The organism is Actinomadura sp. KC345, from assembly GCF_004348515.1.
Lineage (GTDB): Bacteria > Actinomycetota > Actinomycetes > Streptosporangiales > Streptosporangiaceae > Spirillospora.
In genome coordinates this window covers 1-12193 of record NZ_SMKH01000249.1, presented here as the reverse complement: position 1 = coordinate 12193, position 12193 = coordinate 1, and the positions used below count along the sequence as shown (strand labels likewise).

Here is a 12193-nt window from a genome sequence, read left to right as displayed (position 1 = left end):
GGGTGGGGCAGATCCAGGGGCTGTAGGAGTTGCTGGGGGAACGCTGGCGGCAGATCTGGTCCTTGCCGGACGAGCGGGTGCCGATGAGGATCGGCGCGCCGGGGGCCGCGGCGATCGTGCGCGGTTCGCCCAGGGAGCCGACGCCGAGGGACGTGATGGCGCTGCCGCTGATCGGCATCAGGAACGGGAGCGTCTGCGAGTCGCGCTTCGCCCGCCCGAGGACAGCGAGGGTGCTGTAGTCGCGCCAGGCGACGTCGACGGCGTCCTGCAGTTCCGAGCTCACCGGCAGGAACGAGCCCACGTCCACGGAGCCGTCCGGAGCGTGGGCGATGCGGCCGATCTGGACCTGGGGGCGTCCGTCGACGCGCGCGATGACGGCGGCGCGGACGCCGTCACGGGCGACGCGGAACTCCAGGACCTCGCGGCCGCCGAGGCCCCAGTGCGCGGCGCGCACGGGCGGCTTGCCCCGGGGGCGCACCCAGAGCCAGGATTCGTCCTCCTTGCTCTCCACGACCCACAGCGTGCCGTCACGGCTCCAGGACGGGGCTGTGAAGCGGGAGCCCTCTTCCTGCGCGTTCAGCAGGACGCGCGGGGCGGGTGTCCCGGTGACCGGGGCGGCGACCAGGACCTGGTCGGCCTTGGCGCTCAGACCGGCGAACTCCTGGTAGTCGGGCGCGACGGCGGGGTGGGACAGGCTCCCGGCCGCGCCGGTCACGACCGGCTGGGCACGGTCGCCCTCCAGCGTGCCGATGAAGCCGGACGGGCCGGCGACGTAGGCGTTCTGGTGGGTCTCGTCGTGCGAGACCTGCCCGTCCGGGGAGTTGGACTCCCAGGCGTGCACCGGCTGCGTGGATTCCATGCCGTCGGGCGTGACGGTCTCGCCCTCGATCTGCAGCCGCCACCGCTTGATCTCCGAGAGCTGCCGCATGGTCCAGCTGAGCTGCGCCGACATCCGCTCGACGTTGCCGCCGCGTGCCTGCTTGGTGAGGTCGACCGTGGCGACCTCCTTCTCGACCTGGACCCCGCGCCTCAGCCGGGTCCCCTCGGGAAAGGCGGTCTGGACGGCGCCCTTCAGCCAGGAGGTCGGGCCGGTCAGCAGGGCATGGACGAGTTGGGTGGGCAACTGCTGCCGGTTCACGACCGGCAGGGAGATGCCGTTCGGGACGAGAGTCTGCCGGTCGGGCGCGAAGTAGAACAGGTTGACGGTGCGCATGGCGCGCTCGACGTCGTCCTTGGTGAGCAGTAGGTCGGACTTCCCGTCCCCGGGCGCGCTGGTGATGCGCCAGAGTCCCTGCGGGGTCTTGCCGAGCTGGAACGTCGCGTCGAGCTGCTTCGGGGACGCGGTGTACTGCCCGTCCGAGGCGATGGTGCCGAGTTCGTCGCCGGTGATCCTGACCGTCGCCTGGTCCCCGGACGACTTGATGACCTGCGGGTCGGTGATGCGGCCCGCCAGGACGGTCACCGAGGGCCGCAGACCCGGGTTCCAGGTGTTCTGCCTGCTGAGGTAGTGCTTGGCGACCTTGTGGTCGTCGTCGAAGCTCGCGGACGCCGCGAGGAACCCTGAGACGATCTGGGCGGGCCCCCACTCGGGGCGGGGCTCCACCGGGATCAGCCGGACGTAGGCGTCGTCGACGCGTTCGGAGCGTTCGGCGGGCTCGCCCGCGACGACCTGCCCGCCGCTCGGCACGTTCGCGCACCCGGCGCCGCCCAGCAGGAGGGCGGCGGCCGCGAGGAGGCGCGTGGTCCGCCCGGTCACTCCTGGGCCTCCAGCTCCGCGAACAGCGGGCGGGCGTCACCGGCCCCTGGAGGGACGAGCGGGAGCGGCGAACCCCGGAGCTCGGCCCCGGCAACGCGCGGCAGCGAGAGGCGGAACTGGGAGCCCACACCGGCCTCTCCCCACGCCTGGAGCCACCCGCCGTGCAGTTGCGCGTCCTCCCGGGAGATCGACAGGCCGAGCCCGGTGCCGCCGGTGGTGCGGGCGCGGGCGGGGTCCGCGCGCCAGAAGCGGTCGAAGACCATCTGCCCCTCCCCCGGCTTGAGGCCGACCCCGTGGTCGCGGACGGCGACGGCCACGGCGTCGCGGTCGGCGCCGACCGACACGACGATGTCCTCGCCGTCGCCGTGCTCGACGGCGTTGACGAGCAGGTTGCGCAGGATGCGCTCGACACGGCGGCGGTCCACCTCGGCCATGCACGGCTCTCCGGGCAGTTGCAGAACGACCTTGCTGCCCTTGCGTTCCGCCAAGCCCTGGATGTCACCCACCACACGCAGGACGAGGTCGCGCATGTCGAGGGACTCGGCGTCCAGCGTCGCCGCGCCCGCGTCGTGCCGGCTGATCTCAAGGAGGTCGCCCAAGAGGGACTCGAACCGCTCCAACTGGCTCTGCAGCAGTTCCGCGGACCGCCCGACAGACGGATCCTCGAAGCTGTCGCGGTTCTCGTAGAGCATGTCTGCGGCGATCCTGATGGTGGTCAGGGGAGTGCGCAGCTCATGGGAGACGTCGGAGACGAACTGACGCTGAACCTGGGACAGGTCCTCCAGTTCGAGGATCTTCTCCTGGAGGTTCGCGGCCATCTCGTTGAACGAGCGAGCGAGACGCGCCAGATCGTCCTCACCGCGGACCCTCATGCGCTCTTCCAGCCGTCCCGCGGCGAGCCTCTGCGCCCCTTGGGCGGCAAGCCGCACCGGTATGACGACCTGACGCGTCACCAGCGAGGCGATCGCGGCCAAGAGCAGCACCAGGACGATGCCCACGCCGGCCATGGACCGCCCCACGACGGTCAGTGTCCGCTGTTCCTCCCCAAGGGGGAACAGGTAGTACAGCTCGAACTGGCCGGTCTTGCCTCCCACGATGAGGCCGCTCTCGGACGCACGATCACCGACGTAGGACAGCTCTCCGTAGGTGTAGGCGCGAGTTCCCCCGGGCGCGCTCCTCAGCTCCTCGCGAAGCCGGGGCGGGACGCTCTCCTGGCGCAGCTCATTGGTCGTGTACCCGTCGAAGTACTGCTCCGTCGTGTCCCGGATGTAGACCTCGTACAGCCCGGACGGGCCGCTGCGGGACCTCAGCCGGTCGATCGTCGTGTTGAGCCTGCTGTCATCCCCCGGTGAGTTGCCCAGGTCGCGCTGTACCTGCGCCAAGCCGTCGTCCAACTGGAGACGTGCCGCCTTGATCTTCGCGTCCATCAGGGCGGACGACACCTGCTGCATCAGGAACGCGCCGAGGATCGCCACCACGATCGCCGAGATGAACAGCGTGGACGTGACGACCCGTACCTGGATCGACCGGCGCCAGCGCGTGTACCCGCTGCGGCCGGCCCCCCGCAGGCCGCGCCGGACGGCGCCCAGCCCGCGCCGCACGAACCGCTTCGCCCTCTTCATGTCGATTCTCATGAGAGGCCCGCGAAGCGGTGCGTCCCGCGGGAGCGCGGGTTTCCGGAGGAGTACTGGACGGTCATCGGCGTACCACGGGGGATCCGTCGGTTCGGGACAGCGGCGTTGGGAGAGCGGCGCTCAGGACGGCCGCGTTCGGGTGAGCGAGGTGCCGGGCCCGTCTCAGGCAGGCCCCGCCTTGTGTCAGGCAGGCCCCGCCTTGTAGCCGACACCGCGCACGGTGACGACGATCTCGGGACGTTCCGGATCCCTCTCGATCTTGGCGCGGAGGCGCTGCACGTGCACGTTCACCAGCCGGGTGTCGGCGGCGTGCCGGTACCCCCAGACCTGCTCCAGCAGGACCTCGCGGGTGAACACCTGGCGCGGCTTGCGGGCCAGCGCCACGAGCAGGTCGAACTCCAGCGGCGTCAGCGGGATGTGCCGGTCGCCGCGCTTGACCGAGTGGCCGGCGACGTCGATGGCGATGTCGCCGATCTGCAGGGTCTCGGGCGCGGGCTCGTCGGTGCGCCGCAGGCGGGCGCGTACGCGCGCCACCAGCTCCTTGGGCTTGAACGGCTTGACGATGTAGTCGTCGGCACCCGACTCCAGGCCGAGGACGACGTCCACGGTGTCGCTCTTGGCGGTCAGCATGACGATCGGCACGCCGGTCTCGGCGCGGATCTGGCGGCAGACGTCGATGCCGTCCGCCCCGGGCAGCATCAGGTCGAGCAGCACGAGGTCCGGCCGGGTCTCCCGGAACGCCTCGAGCGCCTTGTCGCCGTCGTGGACGAACGAGGGTTCGAAGCCCTCACCCCGCAGCACGATGCCGAGCATCTCGGCGAGCGCGAGATCGTCGTCGACGACCAGTACACGTCCTCTCATGGCCCTCATCGTCACAAAGTCGGGGTTCGGTGGACTGAGCGCTTCCCGTCCTCACCGGGGCCGGTGGACGCCGGCTCCCGCGAGTCACCGGACGAGAAGTACCCGGCGGCGCGATGCTCCGGCCCCACCTCGCCAGGGAGAGATATGCCTTGGCGTGCAAGGTTACCCGCGTTTGCGTCGTACATGGCTCTCCCGGGATCCGAGGGGCGGCACGGAATTGTAGGGGCGGCTCCCGAAACCCGCGCAAGGACCTGCCCCGACAGGGGGGATTCGGCGGCCGGCCGCGCCTGCGATGCCCCGGATCGGCACTCTCCGGGGCGGTGACGGCATTCGCGGCACCTCGCCCGTGACAGGATGACCTGACCGGTGGTCGCGGCGGGCCCGGACGGAGCCCGGGTCCGGACGCGCCGGGCAGACCCCTCGACGGAGACCGCACGACGGAGATCGCAGGAGCCGAGATGCCGGGACCGGACGGCCGGGACGACGACGTGGACGCCCCCGACGGGCAGGGCGTCCCGTTCCGCCCCATGTCCATCTCGGAGATGCTGGACGGCGCGATCGCCGGCATCCGGCGGCGGCCGCGCACGACGCTCGGCCTCTCGGTCGCGATCAGCACGGTCATCCAGGTGACGAGCTCGATCGCCGCGTACTTCTTCATCGGCGACGAGGCCCGCGACGAGGTCACCCCGGACGTGCTGCTCGAATCGCTCGGCGCGCAGCTCACGCTGACGGTGCTGGGGCTCGTGCTGTCGGCCTACGGGATCCTGCTGCTGTCGGGGCTGCTGGCGCCGATCCTGGGCCGCGAGCTGGTGGGCCTGCCGATCGCGCCGAGGCAGGCGTGGCGGGACGCGCGGCCGAGGCTCGGCCGGCTGGCCGCCACCGCCGCGGCCGTCATGGTGATCTCGCTGGGCGCGCTGGTCCTGCCCCTCGTCCCGTTCTTCCTGCTGATCGCCGCCGACGTGAACCCCGGCTTCGCGGTGCTTGCGGGCTTTCTGGGCTTCCCCATCGGCATCGGCCTGATGGTGTGGCTCTACCTCCTCTACGTGCTGGCCGTCCCGGCGGTCGTCCTGGAACGGCAGACCGTCGGTGGCGCGCTCCGCCGCGCGGTGACCCTTTCCAAGGGGCGCTGGTTCAGAACGTGCGGGACGCTTCTCCTGGCTTTGCTCATCACCGTGTTCATGGGCTTCTTCGCACTGCGGATCCCGTTCCTGTTCGTGCAGCTCCTTTTCTTCGGGGACTCCTCCGGAAGTGAATCGACGATGGGCGCGCTGGCCGTGGACACGGTCGGGCGCATCGTGAGCTGGTCGGTGGTACTGCCGTTCGACGCCGGTGTGATCGCGCTGCTCTACATGGACCGGCGGATGCGGCGCGAGGGATTCGATCTGGACCTGCGCAGCAGGGGACGCTCTCCGTCCGCCCTGCCGGCGAGGGGCGACGGCCAGGCCGCGGGCGACACCGCGGCGGGCGACACCGCGGGCGACGGCACAGACCGCGAGGACGAGTTCATCGACCTGTGGCGGACGGGCCCGCAACCGGCGCGTCCGGGAACGGGGGCACATCCATGACCGTGTTCGGGTCGCTCGACCCGGTCGGCCGCGACGACGCCCGGGAGATGGCCCGCCGCGAGCTGGAGAAGCAGATCTACCAGCGCGACGAGCCGTCCTGGCTGGAACGGGCCTGGGACGGCTTCTCGGAATGGCTGCGGGACCTGTTCGGCCAGACGGCCCGTCCCGAGGCGCAGGGCAGCGGCGGCGGCTGGGTCTCGATCGTCGTCATCGTCCTCATCGTGCTCGTCGCGGCCGGGCTGATCGCATGGCTGATGCGGGACCGCTGGAACCCCCGCTCGCGGCAGGACCCCCTGCTCGAGGACGAGCCGTCCACCGCGGTCGACCACCGGGACGCGGCGGAACGCCTCGCCGAGGCCGGGCAGTGGGCCGAGGCGATCCGGGAGCGGCTCCGCGCCGTGGCCCGGGACCTGGAGGAGCGGGCGGTGCTGTCGGCCCGGCCGGGGCGTACCGCGGACGAGCTGGCGGACGAGGCGGGCAAGGCCGTCCCCGAACTGGCCGAGGACCTGCGCGCCGGTGTGCGGATCTTCGACGACGTCTGGTACGGCGACCGTCCCGGCACCGCGGACGGGTACGCGCGGATGAAGGCGCTCGACGAGAAGCTGCGCGCGTCCCGGCCGAAGCCGCTGGTGGACGACGACCTCACGCTCGCGGGAGCCGTCGAGGACGGAGGCCCGCGATGGTGACGCAGACCCCGCCCGCAGGTGCGCGGAACGGGCAGAACGGCGGGCGGAACGGCGGGCAGGGCGCGGAGCCGTCCGCGCGGCAGGTGGCCGGGCGCCGCTGGCGGTCGGCCCGCGGGGTGGTCGCGGTGATCCTCGCGATGGTCCTGATCGCGCTGGTCCTGGCCGCGCTGCGTCCCTCGACCTCGCCGCAGGCGCTCGATCCGACGTCGCCGAAGCGGGACGGCGGCCGCGCGCTCGCGGAGATCGTCCGGCAGAACGGGACCCCGGTGACCGTGGCCAGGGACGCCGACGACGCCGTCCGCAAGTCCGGGCCCGGGACCGTCATGGTGGTGACCCGCACCGAGCGGCTCACCGGGGAGGACCTGACGCGGCTGGCCGACGCGCAGGTCGATCTGCTGCTCGTCCGGCCCACGTCGTTCGCCCTGGCCGACCTGGCGCCGCGGGTGCGCAGGGGCGGCGCGACCTTCGAGGACGCCGCCGACCCCGGGTGCTCGCTGCCCGGCGCCGCGCTCGCGGGACCCGTCGCGTTGCACGAGGCCGAGACCTATGAGGTGACGCCGTCCGCGACGGGCTCGGTGACGGCGTGTTACAAGACCGAGTACGGCGGCCCCAGGGTCGTGCAGGTGCAGTACGCCGGCAAGTCCGTCACCGTGCTGGGGTCCGCCTCACCGCTGACGAACCGGCGCCTCACCGAGGAGGGCAACGCCGCCCTCGCCATGAACCTGCTCGCCCCGAACGGGGGCGGCGCCGGGTCCTCGGTGGTCTGGCTGGTCCCCGACATACCGGAGGAGGGCACAGGAGCGGGGCAGCAGTCGCTCGGCGACCTGATGCCGTTCGGCGTCAAGCTGTTCCTCCTCCAGCTCCTGGTCGTGGTGCTGCTGGTCGCCTTGTGGCGGGGGCGCCGCCTCGGCCCGGTGGTGGCGGAGGCCCTGCCGGTCGTCGTGCGCTCGGCCGAAACGGTCGAGGGGCGATCGCGCCTCTACCGTGCGGGGCACGCCCGCGACCGCGCCTCGGACGCGCTGCGCTCGGGGGCGCGCGAGCGTCTCGTCCCGCTGCTCGGGCTTCCTCGCAGCAGCGCGCAGGACCCGTCCGCCGCACAGGAGATCGTCACGGCGGTCGCCCACCGCACGCCCTACGACGAGACGTACGTCGGCGCGGCCCTGTACGGTCCTGAACCTTTGGACGACGCGGGGCTCATCGCCCTCAGCGACGTCCTCGACGACCTGGAAAGGCAGGTACGCGAGTCTTGAACCACCCAGTAGAGCTCGGGAAGGACGACGTGCCCGGCGGTGCGGGCGGCGCGAGCGCCTTCGACGCTCCGCCGAGCGGGATCTCCGAGGAATCACGGCGCCAGGCCGAAACGGCCCGTGCGGCGCTCACGGCGCTGCGCGGCGAGGTCGCCAAGACGGTCGTCGGCCAGGACTCCGTGGTGACCGGTCTGGTCATCGCGTTGCTCTGCCGCGGCCACGTGCTGCTTGAGGGCGTCCCCGGTACGGCTAAGACGCTGCTCATCAAGACGCTTTCACGCGCACTCGACCTGGACTTCAAACGCGTCCAGTTCACCCCTGACCTGATGCCCGGTGACGTGACCGGGTCCCTGGTGTACGACAACCGGACCGCGGAGTTCGAGTTCCGCGAGGGCCCCGTCTTCACCAACCTCCTGCTCGCGGACGAGATCAACCGGACGCCGCCGAAGACGCAGGCCTCCCTCCTGGAGGCCATGGAGGAGCGGCAGGTGTCGGTGGAGGGCTCCGCGCGCCCTCTGCCCGACCCGTTCGTGGTGTGCGCGACGCAGAACCCGATCGAGTACGAGGGCACCTATCCTCTGCCCGAGGCCCAGCTCGACAGGTTCCTGGTCAAGCTCACCGTGCCCGTCCCCACCCGGGACGAGGAGATCTCCATGGTCCAGCGGCACGCGGCCGGTTTCGACCCGCGTGACCTGTCGGAGGTCAAGGCCGTCGCGGGCGCGAGCGAACTGGCCGCCGGCCGGGCCGCCGTCAGGGCCATCCACCTCGATCCCAAGGTCGCCGCCTACGTCGTGGACCTGTGCCGGGCGACCCGGCAGTCCCCGTCGCTCCAGCTGGGCGTGTCCCCGCGCGGCGCGACGGCGCTGCTGGCCACGTCCCGCGCCTGGGCGTGGCTGTCGGGCCGCGACTACGTGACGCCCGACGACGTGAAGGCGCTGGCCCGGCCGACGCTGCGGCACCGTGTCCAGCTCCGTCCCGAGGCGGAGCTGGAGGGCGCGACGGCCGACGGCGTGCTGGAGGGCATCCTCGCCCACGTCCCCGCCCCGCGCTGATGGCGCTGACCGGACGCCTGGGGCTGCTGGCGCTGCTCGGCGCGCTCGTGCCGCTGTTCGCGCCGAGCTGGTGGACGCTGTTCGCGGTGTGGGGCGTCCTGCTGCTGGGCGTCGTCGCCGACCTCGCCCTGGCCGGGAACGTGCGCGCCTTGCGCTTCCACCGCACCGGCGACAAGAACGTCCGTCTCGGTGAGACGGCCCAGGTGTCGCTGATCGTGGAGAACCTCGGACGGCGCCGCTTGAAAGCGCGCCTGAGGGACGTGTGGCCGCCCAGTGCAGGCGCCACGCCCCGCATGGTCAGAGTGGACGTCCCCGCCGGGGAGCGGCGCCGCATCGAGATGACGCTGACGCCGACACGCCGCGGCGACCGGGAGGCCGTCACCGTCGTGGTCCGCTCTGTCGGACCCCTCGGGCTGGCCGCGCGGCAGCTCTCACGTCGCGCGCCCTGGACGGTCCGCGCCCTCCCGGCGTTCCCGTCGCGCCGCCACCTGCCCGCCAAGCTCGCGCGGCTGCGCGAGCTGACCGGCGCGCACGTGGCCCTGATCCGCGGCCAGGGGACCGAGTTCGACTCCCTGCGCGAGTACGTGGACGGCGACGACGTCCGCTCCATCGACTGGCGCGCCACGGCGCGCCGCAACGACGTGGTCGTGCGGACGTGGCGCCCCGAACGCGACCGGCGGATCTACCTGGTGCTCGACACCGGCCGCACGTCCGCGGGCCGCGTCGGCGACATCCCCCGGCTCGACTGCTCGATGGACGCGGCGCTGCTGCTGGGCGCCCTGGCGTCGCGCGCCGGCGACCGTGTCGACATGCTCGCCTACGACCGGCGCGTCCGTGCCCGCGTCGAGGGCGCGTCCCGCACGGACCTGCTGCCCGCGATGGTGCACGGCCTCGCGCCGCTGGAGCCGGAGCTGATCGAGAGCGACGCCGCCGGAATGGTGTCGACGCTGATGGCGCGCGTCCGGCAGCGGTGCCTGGTCGTCCTGCTCACCGAGCTGAACACCGCCGCGATGGAGGAGGGCCTGCTGCCGCTGCTGCCGCAGCTGACCTCCCGGCACCTCGTCATGATCGCCGCGGTGTCGGACCCGCGCGTCGGGGAGATGGCGGCCGGACGCGGCGACCTCGCGGCCGTGTACGACGCGGCCGCCGCCGAACGCGCCCGCGCCGAACGCCGCCGCCTCACCGCCGAACTCCGCGGCCACGGCGTCGAGGTGGTCGACGCCCCGCCAGAGGAGATCGCCCCCGCCCTGGCCGACGCCTACCTCGCCCTCAAAGCCGCCGGACGCCTCTAAAGCCTCAACCTGCGACGGGGGCCATGTCGGGGCGGAGGTCGGAGTCGCCGGTTTCGCCCTGGCGGGTGGCGCGGCGGCCGAGGACGAACACGTAGGCGAGGAACGCCGCCTCGGCGACCACGCCGATCCCGATGCGCAGCCACGTGATGTGGACCCAGCCGGTGACGAAGCCCTCGATGAGGCCGGACACCAGCAGCACCGCGACGAGGCCGATGGCGATGCTGACGGCGGCGCGTCCCTCCTCGGCGAGGGCCTGGCCGCGTGTGCGCGGCCCCGGATCGATGATCGTCCAGCCGAGTTTCAGGCCCCCGGCGCAGGCGAGGTAGACGGCGGTGAGTTCGAGGAGGCCGTGCGGGAGGATCAGCCCGAAGAACACGTCGCCCTTGCCGTAGGCGAACATCAGGCCGCCGGTCAGGCCCAGGTTGATCTGGTTCAGCAGCAGCACGTACACGGTGGGGATGCCGAGCAGGATGCCGAATATGAGCGCGACCGCCGAAACCCAGGCGTTGTTGACCCATACCTGGAACGCGAACGAGGCCGCCGAATGCTCGGTGTAGTAGTTCGCGAAGTCGTTCTCGACGAGGTCGCGGATCTCGTCGGGCGTTCCCACGCTCGCCTGCACTTCGGGGCTGTTCACGACCCAGATCGCCAGGGCCAGCGACACCAGGTTGCCGAGGACGGCGACGCCGAGCCACCACCACCGCATCCGGTAGGCGACCGCCGGGAACGACACCGTCGCGAACCGGGTGACGTCCCGCCAGAGCGGTGCCTGGGCGCCGGCCACCGCGGCCCTGCCCCGCGCCACGAGCGACGACAGCCGCCCCACGAGCTGGGGGTCGGGCGAGCTGGACCGGACGACCGACAGATGCGTCGCGGCCCGCTGGTACAGCTCGACCAGCTCGTCGGCTTCCGCGCCCGTCAGCCTGCGGCTGCGGTTGATGAGCCACTCAAGGCGCTGCCACTCGGCGTTATGCGCGGCCACGTAGGCGTCAACGTCCACCCGGGGAGACTAACGTCTACTCCGGTGGGACCGGCAAAATAGACTCTGCCCCGGCAATCGCCCAGGCCCCTGGCAATCGGAGGATCAGGACATGGCCGAACTCGTCACCGGCGAGGCCGTCGCGCTCGACATCCGCGTCGCGCGGCTGGCCAGCCGTGGCTGCGCCATCCTGCTCGACCTGATCTTCCAGATGGTGCTGCTCTACATCGCCGTGTACGTGACGGCGATGACGGCGCTCGTCGCCGACGACGCCTGGACGGTCGGGCTGACGCTGCTCGCCGTGGTCACCGTCGTCGTCGGGTATCCGTGCGTGTTCGAGACGCTGACGCGGGGCCGGACGCTCGGCAAGATGGCCGTCGGGCTCCGTGTCGTCTCCGACGACGGCGGGCCGATCCGGTTCCGGCAGGCGCTGGTGCGGGCGCTGGCCGGCTTCATCGAGTTCTGGACGCTCTACGGCTCACCGGCCCTGATCACGTCGTTCTGCAACCGGCGCGGCAAGCGGCTCGGCGACCTGTTCGCCGGGACGATCGTCATCCAGGAGCGCGGCCAGTCGGCGCTCGTGCGCCCCGTGGCCGTCATGCCGCCGCAGCTCGCCTGGTGGGCGCGCTCGCTGGAGCTGTCGATGCTGTCGGACGAGCTGGCGATGACGGCCCGGCAGTACCTGTCGCGTTTCTGGGAGCTCCTGCCGGAGGTTCGCGACTCGCTGGGGCAGCGGATCGCGTCGCAGGTCACCGAGGTGGTGAGCCCGCCGCCCCCGCAGGGCGTGCGCCCGGAGATCCTGCTGTCGGCCGTCCTGGCCGAGCGGCGGCACCGCGAGGAGTGGCGGCTGGCCCAGCGCCGTGCCCGCCGCATGCAGCGCCTCGGCTGGACGCCCTGGGTCCCGGTCACGGCGCCCGCCCCCGCCATGGCGATGGCCGGGCCTCCGCCTCCCGGTCCCGCGCGCCAGGGGCCGCCCGCGCCGCCGCCCTTCAGCACTCCCGCTCCGGGGCAGCCGCAGTTCCTGCCCCCGCCCAACTACGGCGCCGGGCCGTACCAGGACGTCCTGAACGGCCCTCGTCCGCCCGCCGGCGGCCCGTACCCCACGGGTGCCTATCCGGCAG

10 protein-coding genes are annotated in these 12193 nt (G+C 72.4%); 6 read left to right on the top strand and 4 right to left on the bottom strand.

The annotated features are described in order from the left end of the window. The 3 genes from E1281_RS30380 to mtrA all read right to left on the bottom strand — a co-directional run. Positions 1 to 1756, bottom strand: a 1756-nt coding sequence (locus tag E1281_RS30380) for an LpqB family beta-propeller domain-containing protein (RefSeq protein ID WP_131883157.1), incomplete at its 3' end; no start/stop codon positions are given. Then, positions 1753 to 3378 (bottom strand): MtrAB system histidine kinase MtrB, encoded by a 1626-nt coding sequence (gene mtrB / locus E1281_RS30375; protein ID WP_131883156.1) that lies wholly within the window; start codon positions 3376 to 3378, stop codon positions 1753 to 1755. The genes mtrB and E1281_RS30380, both read right to left, overlap by 4 nt. 195 nt (positions 3379 to 3573) lie before the next feature. Continuing rightward, the gene (mtrA, locus tag E1281_RS30370) at positions 3574 to 4251 is read right to left on the bottom strand and encodes an MtrAB system response regulator MtrA (protein ID WP_131883155.1); all 678 of its coding nucleotides are present in this window, start codon (positions 4249 to 4251) and stop codon (positions 3574 to 3576) included. A gap of 458 nt (positions 4252 to 4709) precedes the next feature. On the opposite strand from mtrA, the gene E1281_RS30360 reads away from it, so the two are divergent. The 5 genes from E1281_RS30360 (at position 4710) to E1281_RS30340 (ending at position 10093) form a co-directional block, all read left to right on the top strand. Then, positions 4710 to 5816, top strand: a complete 1107-nt coding sequence (locus tag E1281_RS30360; RefSeq protein WP_165959173.1) for a hypothetical protein — start codon at positions 4710 to 4712, stop codon at positions 5814 to 5816. After that, positions 5813 to 6502, top strand: coding sequence for a DUF4129 domain-containing protein (locus tag E1281_RS30355; protein ID WP_131883153.1), 690 nt, complete (start codon positions 5813 to 5815; stop codon positions 6500 to 6502). Before E1281_RS30360 ends, E1281_RS30355 begins: the two co-directional genes overlap by 4 nt. Next, complete coding sequence (locus E1281_RS40630) at positions 6496 to 7752, top strand: DUF4350 domain-containing protein (RefSeq protein ID WP_165959172.1); 1257 nt, start codon at positions 6496 to 6498, stop codon at positions 7750 to 7752. Before E1281_RS30355 ends, E1281_RS40630 begins: the two co-directional genes overlap by 7 nt. 80 nt (positions 7753 to 7832) lie before the next feature. Beyond that, complete coding sequence (locus E1281_RS30345) at positions 7833 to 8801, top strand: MoxR family ATPase (RefSeq protein WP_243717587.1); 969 nt, start codon at positions 7833 to 7835, stop codon at positions 8799 to 8801. Continuing rightward, positions 8801 to 10093 (top strand): DUF58 domain-containing protein, encoded by a 1293-nt coding sequence (locus E1281_RS30340; protein ID WP_131883151.1) that lies wholly within the window; start codon positions 8801 to 8803, stop codon positions 10091 to 10093. The genes E1281_RS30345 and E1281_RS30340 overlap by 1 nt, the downstream gene beginning before the upstream one ends. Before the next feature lie 4 nt (positions 10094 to 10097). Here the strand turns inward: E1281_RS30340 and E1281_RS30335 are convergent, their stop codons facing one another. Then, positions 10098 to 11093, bottom strand: a complete 996-nt coding sequence (locus E1281_RS30335) for a stage II sporulation protein M (protein WP_131883150.1) — start codon at positions 11091 to 11093, stop codon at positions 10098 to 10100. A gap of 91 nt (positions 11094 to 11184) precedes the next feature. Between E1281_RS30335 and E1281_RS30330 the strand changes: the two genes are divergently transcribed. After that, a partial coding sequence (locus E1281_RS30330) for an RDD family protein (RefSeq protein WP_131883149.1) occupies positions 11185 to 12193 on the top strand: 1009 nt, incomplete at its 3' end.

Bases quoted from the DNA above. Each gene is read 5' to 3' on its own strand.
- mtrB (WP_131883156.1), bottom strand. From the start codon at position 3,378: ATGAAGAGGGCGAAGCGGTTCGTGCGGCGCGGGCTGGGCGCCGTCCGG.
- mtrA (WP_131883155.1), bottom strand. From the start codon at position 4,251: ATGAGAGGACGTGTACTGGTCGTCGACGACGATCTCGCGCTCGCCGAG.
- E1281_RS30360 (WP_165959173.1), top strand. From the start codon at position 4,710: ATGCCGGGACCGGACGGCCGGGACGACGACGTGGACGCCCCCGACGGG.
- E1281_RS30355 (WP_131883153.1), top strand. From the start codon at position 5,813: ATGACCGTGTTCGGGTCGCTCGACCCGGTCGGCCGCGACGACGCCCGG.
- E1281_RS40630 (WP_165959172.1), top strand. From the start codon at position 6,496: ATGGTGACGCAGACCCCGCCCGCAGGTGCGCGGAACGGGCAGAACGGC.
- E1281_RS30340 (WP_131883151.1), top strand. From the start codon at position 8,801: ATGGCGCTGACCGGACGCCTGGGGCTGCTGGCGCTGCTCGGCGCGCTC.